The sequence below is a fragment of the Streptomyces sp. B1I3 genome (assembly GCF_030816615.1).
GTDB lineage: Bacteria > Actinomycetota > Actinomycetes > Streptomycetales > Streptomycetaceae > Streptomyces.
Map to the genome: position 1 here is coordinate 6,704,693 of NZ_JAUSYD010000001.1, position 17,722 is coordinate 6,722,414.

The following is a 17,722-nucleotide window of genomic DNA, read 5'->3' on the forward strand; positions in this document are numbered from 1 at the left end:
GCGGGAGGCCGCCGGCACGCATCCCGTCACCGAACAGGCGTGTGGAGTCCTGCGGCCGGCCGTCTCACCTGGTCGTGCGGAGCGAGCGGGTCTCTGCCGCAGTGGGCGGCGGCCCGTCAGTAACCGGTCCCGGGCTTGATCTGGGCCCGCTCGACCCCGTGAGTCGAACCCTTGTCGTCCAAGGTGCGACACGCGTCGGTGATGTCCTGGCTCAGGCGATGGATCTGCTCGCGGCTCAGGGTCTCCTTGACCAGGGCGCGCATGATCTTCACCCCCTCCGCGTCGGGCGGGAGTGTGTACGCCGGCACCATCCAGTCGCGCTCGGCCGACAGTTGCCAGGTGAGGTCGGACTCGTCGTAGGAGTGCTTGCCGAGGAGCCGGAAAGCGACAAGGGGCAGCTGCTCAGCATCGCTGCCGATCACTTCGAAGCGGCCGCTGTTGCGCAGGTTCTCCGCCAACGCATGGGCGTTCTCCGATCCCCTGCTCGGTGACCAGCTCGACCACCGCATCCAGGGCGGCGCCGGTGACCCGTTCCTCCCGGGGCCGACCCGGCCCTCGTACCGCCCCGTCCGGCTGCATACCCACCACGCGCAGAGACTACGGTCTCCGCCGGATCGGCCGGAACGTGTGAGGGCCGTGCGGGGCGCCCGAGGGCGTCCCGGAGGGACGAGAAGTTCCTGTTGCCCTAGGCTGGTGATTCGGGACCGAAAGGGGATCAAGATGGATGAATACCCCCTGATCGAGAACCATGGCCTTATCGGGGATCTGCAGACCGCGGCGCTCGTGACGACCGACGCGACGATCGATTGGTTCTGCTGCCCGCGCTTCGATTCGCCCAGCATCTTCGGCGCCCTGCTCGACCGGCGGAAGGGCGGCCACTTCACCGTCAGGCCGGCTGCGGACACGTACACCACCAAGCAGCTCTACCACCCGGACACCGCCGTGCTGGTGACGCGTTTCATGACCGAAGCCGGGGCGGGCGAGGTCGTCGACTTCATGCCGGTGACCGGCACGACGGCAACGGACCGGCACCGTCTGGTCCGCATGCTGCGCTGTGTCCGGGGGAGCATGACGTTCGAGGGGGAAATCGCTCCCCGGTTCGACTACGGCCGCAAGCCGCACGAACTGCACATCACGGAGCACGGGGCCTTGTTCACTTCGCAGGATATGGACCTCGCTGTCCACGCCGTCCGTGAGCCGCAGGACGAGCGGCTGCTGAGCATTCTCTCCGGTGACAACGACCTGCGCTTCACTCTGACCCTGCAGGCGGGGCAGCAGCGTGGGCTGGTCCTGGAGTCGTCCCCTGGCGGGCCGCCGCACGAGGTCCGCGGAGCGGAGTTCGAGCAGTTCTTCGATGAGACGGTCCTCTTCTGGCGCTCCTGGCTGGGGCAGTCCACCTACACGGGCCGTTGGCGGGAAGCGGTGGAGCGTTCAGCCGTGACTCTGAAGCTCATGACCTACGCGCCGACCGGCGCTCTGGTCGCCGCCCCCACGGCTGCTCTGCCGGAACAGCTGGGGGGAGAGCGCAACTGGGACTATCGGTTCACCTGGATCCGTGACGCGTCGTTCTCGGTGTACGCCCTGCTGGGCATGGGATTCAAGGAAGAGGCGGCGGCGTTCAACAGCTGGCTGCACGATCGTGTGAAGGAAGAGGCCGGCCAAGGCGACGGCGCGGGGCCGCTGAACATCATGTACCGGGTCGACGGCTCGTCCGACATGGTCGAGGAAACCCTGGAGCATTGGGAGGGATACTGCGGCTCCGCTCCGGTGCGTATCGGCAACGGAGCAGCGACCCAGCGGCAACTGGACATCTACGGTGAGGCGCTCGACAGCATCTACTTCGCGCATCGGCACGGCATGCACCTCGACCACAGAGGCTGGACCGCGCTGCACACTCTTCTCGACTGGCTGGTGGACCACTGGGACCAGCCCGGAGAAGGGCTGTGGGAGACCCGCGGCGGCCGGAAGGACTTCACCTACGGGCGCGTGATGTCCTGGGTGGCCTTCGACCGTGCCCTTCGGATCGCGTACGACGACGGCCGCCCCGCCGCGCGTGGCCGCTGGGTGGACGCGCGTGACGAGATTTACGCGCAGGTACTCAGCCGGGGATGGGACCCGAGGAAGCAGGCGTTCGTCCAGCACTACGGCGACGATGTGCTCGACTCGTCGCTGTTGCGCATGCCGACGGTCGGCTTCATCACACCCGATGATCCGATGTGGAAGTCCACGTTGGACGCCATGGAGCATGAGTTGGTCAGTGACAGCCTGGTCTACCGCTACAACCCCGAGGCGTCACCGGACGGGTTGCGAGGCAGCGAGGGGACCTTCTCCCTGTGCACGTTCATGTACGTCGACGCCCTGGCACGAGCCGGACGCACCGACCAGGCGAGGCTGGTGCTGGAGAAGATGCTCACCTACGCCAATCACCTGGGTCTGTACTCCGAGGAAATCGGCCTGACGGGGAGGCAACTGGGCAATTTCCCACAGGCTTTCACCCACCTGGCCCTGATCGATGCGGCGATCACCTTGGACGCGAAGCTCAACGGGGCGCGCAGGAGCGGGACTTAAGGACTCCTGGTAAAGGTGGTGGACTTGACCCGGCCAGAGGCCGGGTTCGCGCACGAAGCGCTACGACGCCAACGGGGGTCAGGAGTGGCACGGGAGGGGTCTGTTACCCCTGCTGGCCTGCTGACCCCTCTCCGGCCGGCACCTCGTCCTACGGTCGCTCGGCCTGACGTGACCGCGTGAGGCCTCGCGTCCGGACGCAAGGTCCCACGGCTGCCCCGACGCACTGACGGCAGCAGTCCCGACCGTCCTGCGGTGACACCTGTGCGGCAGCGGTGAGGCGGCCTGCGGGTCGCCTCACCGCTGCGGGGGCGCGGGTGTGGGGGGCGTAAGTGCGGCGGCGCGGGTGTGGCGTCCGGCACAGCCGGCTCCCCGCCGCACCGGTCCGTTCCCTCCGGATTCCTTACGGCCACGGGCATCGGGGCCGCTCACGCGCCTCCGGGCGCCGGGCCCGCAGTGACCTGGATCTCTACCGCACGGGCCGTCCCCGCTGGCACTGTGGTCGGGTCACGGGGGACTTCCACTGCCGAACACCGAGCGAGATGCCATGACCGCGACTGCCGCCGAGATCCTGAGCAACGCCCGCCACGCCCGCCGAGCCCGCACCGGCGGCCCCGAGGACGGGCCCAAGCTGCTGGAACACATCCTGGGCTGGACGCTGGTCGTCGTCCTCGCCATGTTCGTCACCCAGGCCGGGCTCATGTGACGGCGGACGCCGGTACCTCCCAGGAGGAGGAGAGGCGGGGCGCCCGCCCGGCACCCCGCCTCTGACGGCCCCACCCGGGGACCGCGCACCCGCCCTGTCGTGCGTGTACCCCGCGCGGTCCGGTTGATGGCCCGCCGGGGTGTCGTAGCCCCACCGGTCGGTCCCGCGGTGGGCCCACACGGTGCCGGCCGCGGTGCCGGTGACCGGACAGCTGCTCTTCAGGGCCTTCCGGTCCTTGTGGCCTCGATGCCGGCCTCCGCAGGTGCCCGGACCGCCCCGGTCGCCGTGCTGTCCGGCTCAGAGCTGTGTGACACCGCTCCAGCCGCGCCCGGAGAAGCCGATGCCCAGCAGCAGCTACTCCGGCGGGATGCCGAGCCCCACGAATCTCGGACCGCCGCGTCACTCGTGAAGTCCTCGGCCGGCACGCCCAGGTAGGAGGTCAGCGGCGAGTACGGGGCCGTCGGCCCCTTCGCCGGGAACACACCGGAGCGCGCCGAAGAAGTCGTACGTCATCGGGTTGTGCCAGTCGACGTACTTCGCCGCCCGCGCGCAGCCCACGGCGTCGACCCCGCCGCCGTCCGACCCGTCGGCGGTGATCGCCGAGGCGAACAGGTCGCGGTACAGGCGGTCGCGGCGGACGCCCGGAGGCGGGCGCCGGGGCGGTGACATCCGGTCAGGGCGGGTCCTCGTGGGAGAGGGCGAATGGTGCGGGGGGTGACCGATCGGTCCGCCTCGCTCGGCATGGACTCGATCAAGCGCGAGGCAGATCGCAGAAGGATCGGACCAGTTGGGTCAGTGGTGCGGACCGATGTCCCTGACCGACGTGCTCCTCGCACCCGGTGACGGGGGCGCTCCGATCGGGCATACTCGACCCGCCACAGCCGCTGGCCAGCGCCTCTCGTGATCCGAGCAGGGCAGGATCGGCTGGGGAGCCATACCTTTCCGGGCGAGGCCCGGGACCACCCGGCGGCGCCGCGCACACCCCGCGCGTGCGACTGCCGCAACGCCCGACAGGGAGGAGAGCGCCGTCATGTCCGACCGTGCCCCGCAGCCGGTGGAACGCCGCCTGCCCACCGAGGAGTCCCGGCAGCTCGTCGAGCTCGTCCGCGACATCGTGTCCAAGGAGATCGCGCCCCGGGCGGCCGAGGAGGAGGAAGCGGGGCAATTCCCGCGCGCTGTCTTCACCCTGCTCTCCGAATCCGGTCTCCTCGGACTGCCGTACGACTCCGCGTACGGAGGCGGCGACCAGCCGTACGAGGTCTACCTCCAGGTGCTCGAAGAGCTGGCCGCCGCCCGGCTCACCGTCGGCCTCGGCGTCAGCGTCCACTCGCTGGCCTGCCACGCGCTCGCCGGATACGGCACCGAGGAGCAACGCGCCGCACACCTCCCGTCGATGCTCGCGGGCGGACTGCTGGGCGCCTACTGCCTCTCCGAGCCGTCCTCGGGCTCCGACGCCGCCTCGCTGCGCACGAAGGCCGTACGGGACGGTGACGACTGGGTCCTGACCGGCACCAAGGCCTGGATCACACACGGCGGCATCGCCGACTTCTACACGGTCCTGGCCCGCACCGGGGCGGAGGGCCCGCACGGCATCACGGCGTTCCTCGTACCCGGTGACGCCGAGGGCCTCGGTGCCGCAGTACCGGAGAAGAAGATGGGCATGAAGGGCTCGCCCACCGCCCAGATGCACTTCGACGGTGTACGCGTCGGCGGGGACCGCCGCATCGGGGACGAGGGGCAGGGCTTCGCCATCGCCCTGTCCGCCCTCGACTCGGGGCGGCTGGGCATCGCAGCCTGCGCCATCGGCGTCGCCAGGGCAGCCCTGGACGAGGCCGTCGCATACGCCACCGGAAGGCGCCAGTTCGGCCGGCCCGTCGCCGACTTCCAGGGGCTGCGTTTCATGCTCGCCGACATGGCCACCCAGATCGAGGCCGGCCGGGCGCTCTACCTCGAGGCGGCACGGCGCCGCGACGCCGGCCTGCCGTTCTCACGGCAGGCCGCGATGGCCAAGCTCTTCTGCACCGACGCGGCCATGCGGGTGACCACCGACGCGGTCCAGGTGCTGGGAGGCTACGGGTACACCCTCGACTTCCCCGTCGAGCGGCTGATGCGCGAGGCCAAGGTGCTGCAGATCGTCGAGGGCACCAACCAGATCCAGCGTATGGTCATCGCCCGCCACCTCGCAGGTCCCGAGACGCGCTGACCCCCAGGGGCCGGTCCGACCACACGGGTGTCGTCATGATCCGGTTCCACTCCTGGTCATGACGGCCCGGCAGAGTCCGTCCCGTGCTCTCCCAACGGCGCAGCAGGGCCCGGTAGATGGGTGGATCGGTCGTGAACGGCGGCGACTGCCGCGGTGCCCGGCCGGCCGCCGTGCCGGGCTGGGGAACCGAATCTTCCGATGCCGGAGCGGTGAGAGGGCGGCGAGCGGGGCCGGCCGTCGAATGCGGCGTGGTCATACCGGGCCAACGCCGGGACCGGGCTCCTGGTCACTGTCCGGCCGATTCGCGCGCCCGTTCCTCGGGTGCCGCGGTCACCGGCCGGGAGTGGTGACTGCCCGCACCGCACCGGCAGGCGCGGCGCGGGGAGGACGCCTCTTCCGGGGCGGAGGCCTCAGGCCGCCTGCCGCCGGACCGGCGGTACGCGCAGGGGCCGCGAGCCGGGCCCGCCGGCGTGCGAGAAGGGCTGCATCCGCCAGTCGAGTCCCTGGGGAAGCGTCAGGAGCAGCGCCGTCTCCTGCTCCTGGACCTCCGGCGACTCGTCGGCCGGACGGGCCTCGGCGGCCGAACGGCTCGTCCCGGCGCACACGGTGAGGACGAACGGATTCCACGGCGTGGGGCACAGCGCGTGTTCCGGCAGGACGTCCTCGTCCGCCAGCAGGGCGATCGGCTGCGCGCAGTCCGGGCAGATCACCCGGTACATCTCGAACGTGTCGTACGCGTCGGCAGCGGAGTCCTCGTCGGCGGCGTACTCGACGGGCTCCGGTTCGGTACGTCCGGTGAGCTCGATGCTCTGCATGGGATGTTCCCCCCTCGGATGGGCCGGCCAGGCGCCACGGCCTCGGCCACAGCAAGCACTTCCCGTGAGGGCCCGGCGGTAATCGCGAGGCCGTCGGCTACCGAACGGTAAACTTGTGGTATTGGTCACATGCCCCTCGTACGTGCACTTCCGGAGCTCCTGCGGCTGTGCCTGGAGGCACCCGGGGCCATAGGTTGATCCGCATGGAGGAGCTGGACCGTCAGATCGTGGAGTTGCTCGTCAAGGACGGGCGGATGAGCTACACCGACCTGGGCAAGGCCACGGGCCTGTCCACGTCGGCCGTTCATCAGCGCGTCCGCAGGCTGGAGCAGCGCGGGGTGATCCGCGGCTACGCCGCGGTCGTCGACCCCGAGGCCGTCGGCCTGCCCCTCACCGCGTTCATCTCGGTGAAACCCTTCGACCCGAGCGCCCCCGACGACATCGCCGAACGGCTCGCCGGCGTGCCGGAGCTCGAGGCCTGCCACAGTGTCGCCGGCGACGAGAACTACATCCTCAAGGTACGGGTCTCCAGCCCCCTGGAGCTGGAGCACCTGCTGACCCGCATCCGTTCGCTGGCAGGCGTCTCCACCCGTACGACCGTCGTCCTCTCGACCCCCTACGAGGCACGTCCGCCGCGCATCTGAGGTATCCGGGCGGTCGCCTGTCCGAGGTAGCGGCGGGCGCGCGGGAGGGGGCGCGGGCGGAGACGCTCCGGGCAGGCGCGAGACTGGTCCCATGACCGAGAGCACCGCCCTCCAGAGCGAACACCGCACCGTGCTGCTGCGCGGTGGAGACGTCCACAGCCCCGCCGACCCGTTCGCGACCGCGATGGTCGTCGACCGCGGCCATGTCGCCTGGGTCGGGTCGGAAGGGGCGGCCGACGCCTTCGCCGGTGGCGTGGACGAGGTGATCGACCTGGAAGGGGCGCTGGTCACCCCTGCCTTCACCGACTCCCACGTCCACACCACCTCGACCGGACTCGCCCTCACCGGGCTGGACCTCTCCGGCGCGCGCACCCTCGCCGAAACCCTGGGCCTCGTACGTGCGTACGCGAACGGCCACGCCGCGCAGCGGGTCGTCCTCGGACACGGTTGGGACGCGACGCGCTGGCCCGAGCAGCGGCCCCCCTCGCGCGCGGAACTGGACGAGGCCGCCGGTGGCCGGCCGGTCTACCTGCCCCGGGTGGACGTCCACTCCGCCGTGGTCACGACGGCCCTCCTGGACCTCGTCCCCGGCGTCACGACGCTGCCCGGCTACCACCCCGACGGCCCCCTGACCGGCGCCGCCCACCACGCGGTGCGCTCCGCGGCCCACGGCGCCGTCACACCGCTCCAGCGTGCCGACGCGCAGCGCGCGGCCCTCGCGCACGCGGCTTCACTCGGCATCGGGACCGTGCACGAGTGCGCCGGCCCCGACATCTCCGACGAGGAGGACTTCACCGGGCTGCTGAAGCTCGCCGCCGAGCAGCCGGGCCCCCGGGTCTTCGGTTACTGGGCCGAGCGGATCGCGGACGGGAAGGGTGCCCGCCGCATCCGTGAGCTCGGGGCCGTCGGCGCCGCCGGTGACCTCTTCGTCGACGGCTCCCTGGGCTCGCACACGGCCTTCCTGCAGGAGCCGTACGCCGACGCGCCGCACAGCGGCACCGCCCACCTGGACGCGGCACAGATTGCCGCACACGTCACGGCCTGCACCGAAGCGGGTCTGCAGGCAGGCTTCCACGCCATCGGCGACGCGGCTGTCCACGCCGTCGTCGCCGGTGTGCGGGCCGCGTCCGAGACCCTCGGGCTCGCACGCGTCCGCGCCGCGCGCCACCGGGTGGAACACGCCGAGATGCTCACCCCCGAGACCATCGCCGCATTCGCCGAACTCGGTCTCACCGCCTCCGTGCAGCCCGCCTTCGACGCGGCCTGGGGCGGCCCGGAAGGCATGTACGCCCGACGGCTGGGTGCGGAGCGGGCCGCGACTCTGAACCCGTACGCGGCACTCCTGCGGGCCGGTGTGCCCCTCGCCTTCGGCTCGGACAGTCCTGTCACGCCGCCGGACCCGTGGGGGACGGTGCGGGCGGCGGCGTTCCACCGGACGCCGGAGCACCGCGTCTCCGTGCGGGCCGGCTTCACCGCCCACACCCGGGGCGGCTGGCGGGCCGTCGGGCGCGACGACGCGGGTGTCCTCGTCCCGGGCGCCCCCGCCGACTACGCCGTCTGGCGGACAGGCGAACTGGTGGTGCAGGCGCCCGACGACCGGGTCTCACGCTGGTCCACCGACCCCCGCTCGGGCACCCCAGGCCTGCCGGACCTCACCCCGGGGGCGGAGCTTCCGGTCTGTCTGCGCACAGTGGTCCTCGGACGAACCGTCTACGTCAGGCCGAACGAGTGACGTCCGTATCCTCCGTACCGCCGATCGAAGGCGGGCGTACTCCGGGGTGACCCGTGCGGCCCGGGCACTGACCTGGCACTTTGAGCGAAAGGCGCAGGTCGAACGGCTGTTGACAGGAAGCGCCCACCGGCCGGTAGGTTCGGCCGGGTCCACCACTGGACGTCCGACCGGCCGAATCTCCACGCAGTCGTCGAACGCCGCTGGGTCATGGGGTGGTGTGCCGCACCGGCGCACCACCACTGACAGCCAGGTTCAGCGCCCGCGCCTCGGGGGCGAGGGGAGGTTTCGTCCGGACGGCAGGTGCGACCCGGGTGGGGCCCGGAGGTTCAGTAGACAACGGCTTTCGGTCGACCCGCAGCCAGCGGGTCCCAGGTCGGCCCGAAGGACGCCGGGCCCCGACCCGCAGATCTGTCCGTAGTTCCGTCCTTCTGTCCGGTCCGGCGGCTGCGCCTGAGGTGCCGGCTCGTGACCGCGCAGGAGTTCGGTGGCGATGCGCTGGATATGGTGTGCACCTGCGTACGGACTTTAAGGGGCAGTAGTGAACGACGGCGGTCAGAGGCAGTTCGGCCCGCTCGGCAGAGTCTTGGTGATCATTCCGACCTACAACGAGGCCGAGAACGTCAAGCTGATCGTCGCCCGGGTGCGCGCCGCCGTTCCGGAAGCGGACGTCCTGGTCGCCGACGACAACAGCCCCGACGGCACCGGCAAGGTCGCCGACGAGCTCGCGGCGGCCGACAGTCGCGTGCACGTACTGCACCGGGAGGGCAAGGAAGGACTCGGCGCCGCCTATCTGGCGGGGTTCCGCTGGGGCACCGAGCACGGCTACGGGGTCCTGGTCGAGATGGACGCGGACGGCTCCCACCAGCCCGAGGAGCTTCCCCGGCTCCTCACCGCGCTCAAGGGCGCCGATCTGGTCCTCGGTTCGCGCTGGGTGCCCGGTGGCCGGGTGGTCAACTGGCCGAAGCACCGCGAGATGATCTCCCGCGGCGGCAGCCTCTACTCCCGGATGCTGCTCGGCCTCTCGGTCCGTGACGTGACCGGCGGCTACCGGGCGTTCCGCACCCCGACCCTGGAGGGGCTCGGCCTCGACGAGGTCGCCTCGCAGGGCTACTGCTTCCAGGTCGACCTGGCCCGGCGGGCGGTCGAGGCGGGGTACCACGTCGTCGAGGTGCCGATCACCTTCATGGAACGGGAGATCGGTGACTCCAAGATGAGCCGCGACATCCTCGTCGAGGCCCTCTGGCGGGTCACCGGCTGGGGCATCACCGGCCGGGCGAACAAGATGCTGGGCCGCAAGAACGCCTGAGTTCTCCACGGGGCCCCGGGAGCCCGCCGGAGCCGCGCTCCGGCGTCCCGGACGAGCGGTCCCATGATCACCCCCTTGTGCGGCGTGCACGCTCTGACAGGCACACTGGGTGCATGACGACCGGCACACCGCCTCAGAACCGTCCACGGCGCTCACGCGCCCGTACCTTCCTGCCGCTCGGCCTCGCCGCCTGGCTGGCACTGGAGATCTGGCTGCTGACCGTGGTGGCCGACGCGGCGAGCGGCTTCACCGTGCTGCTGATCCTGGTGGCCGGGGCCGTGCTCGGTGCCGCGGTGATCAAGCGGGCGGGGCGGCGGGCCTTCCGGAACCTGTCCGAGACCCTGCAGCAGATGCCGGGGCAGCCCGGTGCGTCCGCCGATCCGGCCGCGGCCCCGGCCGGCAGCAAGGGCAACGGCTTCCTGATGCTGGGCGGCCTTCTCCTGATGATCCCCGGCATGATCTCCGACGTGGCGGGGCTTCTGCTCCTGCTGCCTCCCGTCCGCTCGCTGCTCGGCCGGTTCGCGGAGCGCTCCCTGGAGAGCCGGATGCGGGCGGCGACGCCGGGGACCCTCTCGGAGGCCTTCCAGCAGGCCCGTATGCGCCGGCCCGACGGAAAGGTCGTACAGGGCGAGGTCGTCCACGAGGACGGCACGCAGGCTCCCCACCGCCCCGAAGAAGGCCCGGCGGGGCCCCGCCCACCGCTGGCCCCCTGAGCGCCTGCGCGCGCGTGAACCGGGCGCAGCCGGCACCCGGGTGGGACCGGACCTGCGGGGCCGGAAGCCCGCCCAGCCGGCACTCGGGCGGGGCCGGACGCCTGTGTGACGCGGACCTGTCCTGGACCCGCACCTGCGCGGGACGACGGGACACATGCGGGCGGGAACGGAACGGAAAGAGCCGCGGGCCGTGACACATGTTCTGTGTCACGGCCCGCGGCTCTTGATCTGTGCGGTGTGCGCGGTCAGGCAGACTTCCTGCTGTCCCGCGGGTGCACGGCAATGTTCATGGCGCCGGAGCGCAGAACCGCCAGCCTCTCGGCCAGCACCTCCTCCAGCTCCTCGCGGGTGCGCCGCTCCATGAGCATGTCCCAGTGCGTACGCGCAGGCTTGCCCTTCTTCTCCTCGGGGCCATCCCCGTCCACCAGGAGTGCCGTGGCGCCGCACGCCTTGCACTCCCACTCCGGCGGAATTTCCGCCTCTACCGAGAACGGCATCTCAAAACGATGTCCGTTCGGGCATGCGTACTCCACCGCCTGGCGCGGGGCCAGATCGATGCCGCGGTCCGTCTCGTAGCTGGTAACCACGAGTCGCGTGCCGCGGAGAGCTCGCTCACTCATGAATCGTGCCTCCCGGGCTTGTCGCCCACAGGACAGGTGTCGCTGTCGTCGTCATCCGGTCAACGTCCGGTCGGCGATAAAGATTCCCGTTGCCGGTCATGCGTCGCCCGTCGTGCCGCTGCTGTGTCTGGGTTGAGTACCCACCGGTGCCCGGTTTGTCACCTGTGGTCGAAGTTGTCACCCAAGGGTTCGGCTTCTTCCACTCGCAGTAACGGTCCTCCGGGCAGGCCAAAGGCGTACACTACCGGCCTTTCACTTCAACGCCTAAATCCTGGCCGGAACGGGATTGCCCGCGGCGGCCACAGCGGCCCGTACGGGCACCCGCGCCAGCAGCACGGAACCGAGCGCGAAGAAGATCACCAGGGACAGGATCGCATCCCGGTAGCTTCCGGTGAGCTGGTAGGCCAGACCGAAGACCAGGGGCCCCAGCCAGCTGAGTCCCCGGTCGCTCATCTCGTACGCCGAGAAGTACTCCGCCTCCTTCCCCCGCGGTACCAGGTGCGAGAACAGCGAGCGTGAGAGCGCCTGGCTGCCGCCCAGGACCAGGCCGATCGCGGCCGCCAGGGTGTAGAAGAACACGGGCGCGCCGGCGGGCAGCACGTAGGCGGCCGCGAGGATCAGGGTCCAGACGGCCAGCGAGGCGAGGATCGTGCGCTTCGCGCCGTGCAGCCGGGCGAGCCGTCCCATGCCGAGAGCTCCGGCCACCGCGAGCACCTGGACGAGCAGCACCGCGGTGATCAGCGTCGTCTGGTCGAGGCCGAGCTCCTCCGAGCCGTACACCGATGCCTGGGAGATCACCGTCTGGATGCCGTCGTTGTAGACCAGATAGGCGAGCAGGAAGGAGAGCGTCAGTGGGTGGCGGCGCATGTCGCGCAAGGTCGCCATCAGCTGGCGCGGGCCCGAACCCACCGCACCCTCGGCCCCCGGGTCCGCCCGGCGGTCGCGCAGCCTGCGCAGCGGCACGACCGTGAAGGCCCCCCACCACACACCGGCCGAGGCGAGACAGATCCGGACCGCGTCGGACTCCGAGAGGCCGAAGGAGTCGTGGCCCGTGTAGAGGACGAGGTTCAGGACGAGGACGAGCGCGCCCGAGGTGTAGCCGAAGGCCCAGCCGCGCGAGGAGACCGCGTCGCGTTCCTCCGGCGTGGCGATCTGCGGCAGGTAGGCGTTGTACAGCACCATCGAGACGGAGAGCGACGCGTTCGCCACGACGAGCAGGAACGCGCCCAGCAGATAGCGCTGTCCGTCCAGGAAGAACATGCAGGCCGTCGCCGTCGCGCCCACATACGCGGCCACCGCGAGCAGGGGCTTCTTGCGCCCCGAGCGGTCCGCCGCCGCGCCCGCCAGCGGCATCAGCAGCACCGCCACCACCACGGACACGGAGACGGCGTAGGGGAAGAGCGATCCTGCCCGCACGGGTATGCCGAACGGATGCACGAAGCCGTCCGCGTCGGCGGCGGCCTTGGCTGTCGCCGTCAGATAGGGGCCGAGGAAGACCGTGAGCACGCTCGTGGAGTAGACGGAGCAGGCGAAGTCGTAGAAGTACCAGCCGCGCTGCTCACGCCTGCGGCCGGCCTCCTCCGCCGGCCGCTGCTCCGGACCGGCCGTTCCCGCGGTACCGGTGCTCACACCGCACCCCCCTCGCTCGCCCGCTGCGGACGCGGCGGGGCCGGCGTCAGGACCACGCGCCCCGCTCGCTCAGGACCGTGCGCAGCGTCTCGATGTGATCGGTCATGATGCCATCCACCCCGAGGTCGAGGAGGGCCGCCATCCGTTCCGGTTCGTTGACCGTCCAGACATGGACCTGCAGGCCGCGCGCGTGCGCCGTACGGACGAAAGCGCGGTCGACCACCCGGATGCCGTTCTGGAGCTCCGGGACCTGGGCGCACACCGCCCCCGCGCGCAGCGCCGCCGGAATACCGAACGAACGCAGCCGCAGACCGAGCACCCCGAGCACCCCGTAGGACGTGGCCAGGCGGGGGCCCGCGAGGCGGTGCGCCCTGGCCACCCTCGCCTCCGAGAACGAGCCCACGCACACCCGGTCCCAGGCGCCGGTCCTGCGGATCAGCTCGACGAGGGGGACCAGGGCGGGGCCGGCCTTGACGTCCACGTTCCAGCGGGCCTCGGGGAACTCCTCCAGCAGCTCCTCGAACAGCGGCAGCGGTTCGCTGCCCGCCACCCTCGCCCGGCTCACCTCGCTCCACGGCAGATCGGCGATGCGGCCCCGGGAGTCCGTCACCCGGTCCAGGGTCGGGTCGTGGAACGCGACCAGGCGGCCGTCCGCCGTGGTGTGGACATCGGTCTCGAAGTAGCGGTAACCCACACCGGCCGCCCGCCTGAAGGCGGCTGCCGTGTTCTCCATCCCGTCCGCCGCCCCGCCGCGATGGGCGAAGGCCAGGGTCGACGGATGGTCCAGATAGGGGTGGCGTCCAGAAGTCACTGCGGAAGTATGGCCCCCCGCTCCGGGCGGGGCGCAGCGTCGGCGGCACGGCCGCCCGGCACGGGGAGGGCGAAGACGCGCAGGAAGAACTGGGCGAGCGGTCCGATGGCCAGGGCGTACAGCACGGTGCCGGCTCCGAGCGAACCGCCGAGGAGGAACCCGGTCACCACGACGGCCACCTCGATCGCCGTACGCACGAGCCTGACGGAGCGTCCGGTGAGCCGGTGCAGACCGGTCATCAGCCCGTCGCGCGGCCCCGGACCGAAACGGGCCGAGATGTACAGGCCCGTGGCGACGCCGTTCAGGACGATGCCCGCGACCATGAGCGGAACCTGTGCGGCGAGCCCGTGCACAGCGGGCACGAGGGCGAGCGTTGCGTCCATGGCGATGCCGACGGCGAACACGTTGGAGACGGTCCCCAGCCCCGGGCGCTGCCTGATCGGGATCCACAGGAGCAGGACGACCGCCCCGACCACGATCGAGACGACACCGATGGAGACGCCGGTCCGCTCGGCGAGCCCTTGATGCAGCACGCCCCACGGTTCGAGTCCGAGTCCGGCCCGCACCAGGAGCGCCGAGCTCGCCCCGTACAGAGCCAGGCCCGCGTACAGACAACTCAGCCGCCGGGGGAGGCGGGCCCCGCTCGGAACGGTGGTATCGGACAAGTGGTGCCCCCTGCGTGGTGGTGGTGGACTGCTGCATGTCACTCTGTGGCGGGGGATTGGCATCCAACTATGGCCAATCCGAGGAAGGTGGACTGATTTCCATGGCGCAGTGGACTTCGACCGTCGGCGCTGGGCAGCTCGCCCGCCAGCTCCAGGCGCAGCAGCCCCGGCCCGCGGCCCCGGGCGGCCGGAAGCCGCCCGCCTACCGCGCGCTCGCCGACGGTGTGCGCCTGCTGGTCCTGGAGGGCCGGGTACCGGTGGCCGCCCGGCTCCCCGCCGAACGGGAACTCGCGCTCGCCCTGTCGTTCAGCCGCACCACCGTCGCCGCCGCCTACGAGGCGCTGCGGGCCGAGGGCTTCCTGGAGTCCCGGCGCGGCGCCGGCAGCTGGACGGCGGTCCCGGCGGGCAACCCGCTGCCCGCCCGCGGCCTGGAGCCCCTGCCCCCGGAGTCGCTCGGTTCGATGATCGACCTCGGCTGCGCCTCGCTGCCCGCACCGGAGCCCTGGCTGACCCGGGCCGTCCAGGGAGCTCTGGAAGAGCTCCCTCCCTACGCGCACACCCACGGCGACTACCCGGCCGGACTGCCCGCGCTGCGGCAGACGATCGCCGACCGCTACACCGGACGCGGCATCCCGACCATGCCCGAACAGATCATGGTCACCACCGGGGCCATGGGTGCCATCGACGCGATCTGCCATCTTTTCGCCGGGCGCGGCGAGCGCATCGCCGTGGAGTCCCCGAGCTACGCCAACATCCTCCAGCTCATGCGCGAGGCGGGAGCCAGGCTCGTGCCCGTGGCCATGGAGGAAGGCCTCGGCGGCTGGGACATGAACCGCTGGCGGCAGGTCCTGCGCGACGCGGCGCCCCGGCTCGCCTACGTCGTCGCGGACTTCCACAACCCCACCGGGGCCCTGGCCGACGAGCAGCAGCGCCGTGCCCTGGTCGAGGCCGCACGCTCCGCCGGAACGGTCCTGGTCGTCGACGAGACCATGAACGAGCTGTACCTGGACGCCGACGTCGAGATGCCGCGCAGGGTATGCGCCTTCGACCCGGCGGGCAGCACGGTGCTGACCGTCGGATCGGCGAGCAAGGCCTTCTGGGCCGGAATGCGGATCGGATGGGTGCGGGCGGCGCCGGACGTCATTCGCAGCCTCGTCGCCGCTCGCGCGTACGCGGACATGGGGACCCCGGTCCTGGAACAGCTCGCCATCAACTGGCTGATGGGTACGGGCGGCTGGGAACAGGCCGTGGCGATCCGGCGCGAGCAGGCCCGGGCGAACAGGGACGACCTGGTGCGTGCGGTGCGCCGGGAGCTTCCGGAGTGGGAGTTCGAGGTCCCGCGCGGCGGCCTCACCCTCTGGGTGCGCACCGGAGGGCTCTCCGGATCGCGGCTGGCCGTGGCGGGGGAGCGGGTCGGCGTACGGGTCCCGTCGGGGCCCCGGTTCGGGGTCGACGGCGCCTTCGAGGGCTATGTGCGGCTGCCCTTCACGGTGGGGGGCCCGGTGGCCGATGAGGCCGCGCTGAGGCTCGCCGCCGCCGCCGCCCTGGTGGGGTCCGGGGCGAGTGCGGGAGCCGAGGCGCCCCGGACGTTCGTGGCCTGAGGCCCCGCACCTCACCCCTCGGCGGCGGCCCGGGCCGCGACGAGCGCGTCCGCGTGCGGGGCCGGGGCGGCGCCGGCCTCCGGGGCCTCCTGCCCGACCGCGGCGGGGGAGGGGTCCACCTCCTTCGCTGTCTGCTCCACCACGGCGGGGGCGGTGTCGGACTCCGCCGCCCCCTCGTCCACCGGGGACGGGGCGCCGGGCAGCAGGTCGAGCACCGCCTGCCGGTGCGCCTCGCTGGTGGCGTCGTCGTACGGATCCGGGGTGGCCGGCACCTGGAGCCGCAGGACAGGTCCGGCGCCCAGCCTGGTGTAGCCGCGGCCCGGTGGCACGTCCGGGGTCGGGGTGGTGGGCGGCCGGCTGCCGAGGACCGCTTCGACCTCTTCGAGGGTCGCGGGACCGAGGACGACCCGGGCCCGCGTATGGGTCCGTACGGTCTCCGTGAGGGCGTCGAGGCCGTCGAAGTGGTCGGCGACGACGACCGTCACACCCGCGGCCCGCCCGTGCCGCAGCGGCACCCGGAGCAGTTCCTGCGGATCGGGCCTGCCGTCGGCGGCCGCCAGGTGCCCGAGCGCGCTCGGCCGGTCCAGCAGGATCCACAGCGGACGCCTGATGTCCTCGGGTTCGGGGTGGCCGGCCTGGCGGGCGCGGTCGGCGGCGATGAGCCGCCGTTCGGTCTCGTGCGAAGCCCATTCGAGCGTCGCGAGGGCCCCGGTCAGACCGCACTCCACGGCGAGTACGCCCTCGCGGCCGGTGAGGCATCCGTACTCCCCGTTGCCGCCGCCCTCGACGACGAGGACGTCGCCGTGCTGGAGGGCCTGGAGGGCGAGGGAGCGCACCAGGGTCGTGGCACCGCTGCCGGGGTGCCCGACGGCCAGCAGGTGTGGCTCCGTGGAGCGGGCGCCGGTACGCCAGACCACAGGCGAGGCGTCACGGGTGCTGTCGCCGTCCCGGACGGGGACGGTGCGCCGGACCGCGTCGGCGTCGGTGAAACCCAGCACGGTCTCCCCGGGAGCGGTGACGAAGCGCTGGGCGGCGATCGTGGTGGGGAGTGCGTCGAGCACCGTCATGAGGAGGTGGTTGCCCTCCTCGTTCCACGCGAAGTGGTACTCGCGGCCCCGGCCGGACTTGGCGTGCAGCACCTGTTCGACGCGGGCGCGCGAGGCGGCCTCGCCGTCCGTGAAGTAGGCGGGGTAGTTCACCTGGAGCCGTGTGAGGCGACCGCTCCCGTCGAACACGTACGACGTGCCGAAGGCGTCCTCCCAGTCGCCGCCGTGGGAGAACAGCGGACTGGGGTCGTCGGCGACGGAGAAGTGCGGCACCAGCGCCTCGTACAGCGCCTGGAGCCGGGCCGCCTCCGCCTCGCCGGGACGGGTCTTCGCGGGGGTGTGTTCCCGCCCCCTCCAGGCGGCGGCGCCCATCACCGAGACGAGGGCCAGCAGGGGCCCGTAGGGGATGAGCGCCACCACGAGGACACAGGCCGCGACCAGGAACAGCACGTGCCCGCGCCGGTCCTTGGGTGTCACGGCCCATTTCTGCCGTCCTGCTCCTGCCAGCAGCCGCAGACCCCGGGTGACCGTGATCAGCGGATGGAGGACGTCGGTGGCGCTGTCGGCGGCCGTGCGCGCCATCTCGCGACTGCGAGTGATCGAAGCGCTGCCGCTGCGCAGAATGCGGGGGAGTGGTCGCCGGGCCACGTCGGTCTCCTGGAGGGG

At 71.8% G+C, this 17,722-nt stretch carries 15 protein-coding genes and 1 pseudogene; 8 read left to right on the top strand and 8 right to left on the bottom strand.

The features are described 5' to 3' along the window. Window positions 1-116 precede the first annotated feature (116 nt). Window positions 117-458, bottom strand: a complete 342-nt coding sequence (locus QFZ58_RS30485; protein ID WP_307128091.1) for a hypothetical protein — start codon at window positions 456-458, stop codon at window positions 117-119. A gap of 262 nt (window positions 459-720) precedes the next feature. Here QFZ58_RS30485 and QFZ58_RS30490 point away from each other — a divergent pair, with 262 nt between their 5' ends. Together QFZ58_RS30490 and QFZ58_RS30495 are read left to right on the top strand one after the other, a co-directional pair. Then, on the top strand, window positions 721-2,568 hold the full coding sequence (locus tag QFZ58_RS30490; protein ID WP_307128092.1) for a glycoside hydrolase family 15 protein: 1,848 nt from the start codon (window positions 721-723) through the stop codon (window positions 2,566-2,568). 544 nt (window positions 2,569-3,112) lie between these two features. Continuing rightward, the gene (locus QFZ58_RS30495) at window positions 3,113-3,271 is read left to right on the top strand and encodes an SCO1431 family membrane protein (RefSeq protein ID WP_307128093.1); all 159 of its coding nucleotides are present in this window, start codon (window positions 3,113-3,115) and stop codon (window positions 3,269-3,271) included. Window positions 3,272-3,406: 135 nt separating this feature from the next. Here QFZ58_RS30495 and QFZ58_RS30500 read toward each other — a convergent pair. Beyond that, window positions 3,407-3,886 (bottom strand): annotated as a pseudogene (locus tag QFZ58_RS30500) (glycosyl hydrolase family 18 protein); the annotation flags it as partial. Between the two features lie 415 nt (window positions 3,887-4,301). On the opposite strand from QFZ58_RS30500, the gene QFZ58_RS30505 reads away from it, so the two are divergent. Continuing rightward, window positions 4,302-5,474, top strand: a complete 1,173-nt coding sequence (locus QFZ58_RS30505) for an acyl-CoA dehydrogenase family protein (protein WP_307128094.1) — start codon at window positions 4,302-4,304, stop codon at window positions 5,472-5,474. Window positions 5,475-5,884: 410 nt separating this feature from the next. Here QFZ58_RS30505 and QFZ58_RS30510 read toward each other — a convergent pair whose 3' ends face one another. Beyond that, window positions 5,885-6,289 (bottom strand): hypothetical protein, encoded by a 405-nt coding sequence (locus QFZ58_RS30510; protein ID WP_307128095.1) that lies wholly within the window; start codon window positions 6,287-6,289, stop codon window positions 5,885-5,887. 203 nt (window positions 6,290-6,492) lie between these two features. Here QFZ58_RS30510 and QFZ58_RS30515 point away from each other — a divergent pair, with 203 nt between their 5' ends. The 4 genes from QFZ58_RS30515 to fxsA all read left to right on the top strand — a co-directional run bounded on the left by QFZ58_RS30515 (window position 6,493) and on the right by fxsA (window position 10,684). After that, on the top strand, window positions 6,493-6,933 hold the full coding sequence (locus QFZ58_RS30515; RefSeq protein ID WP_307128096.1) for an Lrp/AsnC family transcriptional regulator: 441 nt from the start codon (window positions 6,493-6,495) through the stop codon (window positions 6,931-6,933). 91 nt (window positions 6,934-7,024) lie between these two features. Continuing rightward, window positions 7,025-8,665, top strand: a complete 1,641-nt coding sequence (locus QFZ58_RS30520; RefSeq protein ID WP_307128097.1) for an amidohydrolase — start codon at window positions 7,025-7,027, stop codon at window positions 8,663-8,665. A 538-nt stretch (window positions 8,666-9,203) separates the two neighbouring features. Next, window positions 9,204-9,971, top strand: a complete 768-nt coding sequence (locus QFZ58_RS30525) for a polyprenol monophosphomannose synthase (RefSeq protein WP_307128098.1) — start codon at window positions 9,204-9,206, stop codon at window positions 9,969-9,971. A 113-nt stretch (window positions 9,972-10,084) separates the two neighbouring features. Continuing rightward, complete coding sequence (gene fxsA, locus QFZ58_RS30530) at window positions 10,085-10,684, top strand: FxsA family membrane protein (RefSeq protein WP_307128099.1); 600 nt, start codon at window positions 10,085-10,087, stop codon at window positions 10,682-10,684. Between the two features lie 245 nt (window positions 10,685-10,929). Here fxsA and QFZ58_RS30535 read toward each other — a convergent pair whose 3' ends face one another. The 4 genes from QFZ58_RS30535 to QFZ58_RS30550 form a co-directional block, all read right to left on the bottom strand. Further along, window positions 10,930-11,304: an RNA polymerase-binding protein RbpA gene (locus tag QFZ58_RS30535; RefSeq protein WP_014044757.1), complete on the bottom strand. Its 375-nt coding sequence runs from the start codon at window positions 11,302-11,304 to the stop codon at window positions 10,930-10,932. A 264-nt stretch (window positions 11,305-11,568) separates the two neighbouring features. Continuing rightward, complete coding sequence (locus QFZ58_RS30540; protein WP_307128100.1) at window positions 11,569-12,933, bottom strand: MFS transporter; 1,365 nt, start codon at window positions 12,931-12,933, stop codon at window positions 11,569-11,571. 46 nt (window positions 12,934-12,979) lie between these two features. Further along, on the bottom strand, window positions 12,980-13,744 hold the full coding sequence (locus QFZ58_RS30545) for a glycerophosphodiester phosphodiesterase (protein WP_307128101.1): 765 nt from the start codon (window positions 13,742-13,744) through the stop codon (window positions 12,980-12,982). Beyond that, the gene (locus tag QFZ58_RS30550; RefSeq protein ID WP_307128102.1) at window positions 13,741-14,409 is read right to left on the bottom strand and encodes a YitT family protein; all 669 of its coding nucleotides are present in this window, start codon (window positions 14,407-14,409) and stop codon (window positions 13,741-13,743) included. The genes QFZ58_RS30545 and QFZ58_RS30550 overlap by 4 nt, the downstream gene beginning before the upstream one ends. Window positions 14,410-14,510: 101 nt before the next feature. On the opposite strand from QFZ58_RS30550, the gene QFZ58_RS30555 reads away from it, so the two are divergent. Further along, a complete protein-coding gene (locus QFZ58_RS30555) occupies window positions 14,511-16,010 on the top strand; it encodes a PLP-dependent aminotransferase family protein (protein WP_307128103.1) in 1,500 nt (499 codons plus the stop codon). Window positions 16,011-16,021: 11 nt separating this feature from the next. Here the strand turns inward: QFZ58_RS30555 and QFZ58_RS30560 are convergent, their stop codons facing one another. Continuing rightward, window positions 16,022-17,704 carry a hypothetical protein gene (locus QFZ58_RS30560; protein WP_307128104.1) on the bottom strand — a complete coding sequence of 561 codons (1,683 nt, stop codon included), beginning with the start codon at window positions 17,702-17,704 and terminating at the stop codon, window positions 16,022-16,024. Window positions 17,705-17,722: the final 18 nt, after the last annotated feature.

Coding starts and splice junctions, on each gene's coding strand:
- QFZ58_RS30490 (WP_307128092.1), top strand. CDS start 721: ATGGATGAATACCCCCTGATCGAGAACCATGGCCTTATCGGGGATCTG.
- QFZ58_RS30495 (WP_307128093.1), top strand. CDS start 3,113: ATGACCGCGACTGCCGCCGAGATCCTGAGCAACGCCCGCCACGCCCGC.
- QFZ58_RS30505 (WP_307128094.1), top strand. CDS start 4,302: ATGTCCGACCGTGCCCCGCAGCCGGTGGAACGCCGCCTGCCCACCGAG.
- QFZ58_RS30510 (WP_307128095.1), bottom strand. CDS start 6,289: ATGCAGAGCATCGAGCTCACCGGACGTACCGAACCGGAGCCCGTCGAG.
- QFZ58_RS30515 (WP_307128096.1), top strand. CDS start 6,493: ATGGAGGAGCTGGACCGTCAGATCGTGGAGTTGCTCGTCAAGGACGGG.
- QFZ58_RS30520 (WP_307128097.1), top strand. CDS start 7,025: ATGACCGAGAGCACCGCCCTCCAGAGCGAACACCGCACCGTGCTGCTG.
- fxsA (WP_307128099.1), top strand. CDS start 10,085: ATGACGACCGGCACACCGCCTCAGAACCGTCCACGGCGCTCACGCGCC.
- QFZ58_RS30535 (WP_014044757.1), bottom strand. CDS start 11,304: ATGAGTGAGCGAGCTCTCCGCGGCACGCGACTCGTGGTTACCAGCTAC.
- QFZ58_RS30555 (WP_307128103.1), top strand. CDS start 14,511: ATGGCGCAGTGGACTTCGACCGTCGGCGCTGGGCAGCTCGCCCGCCAG.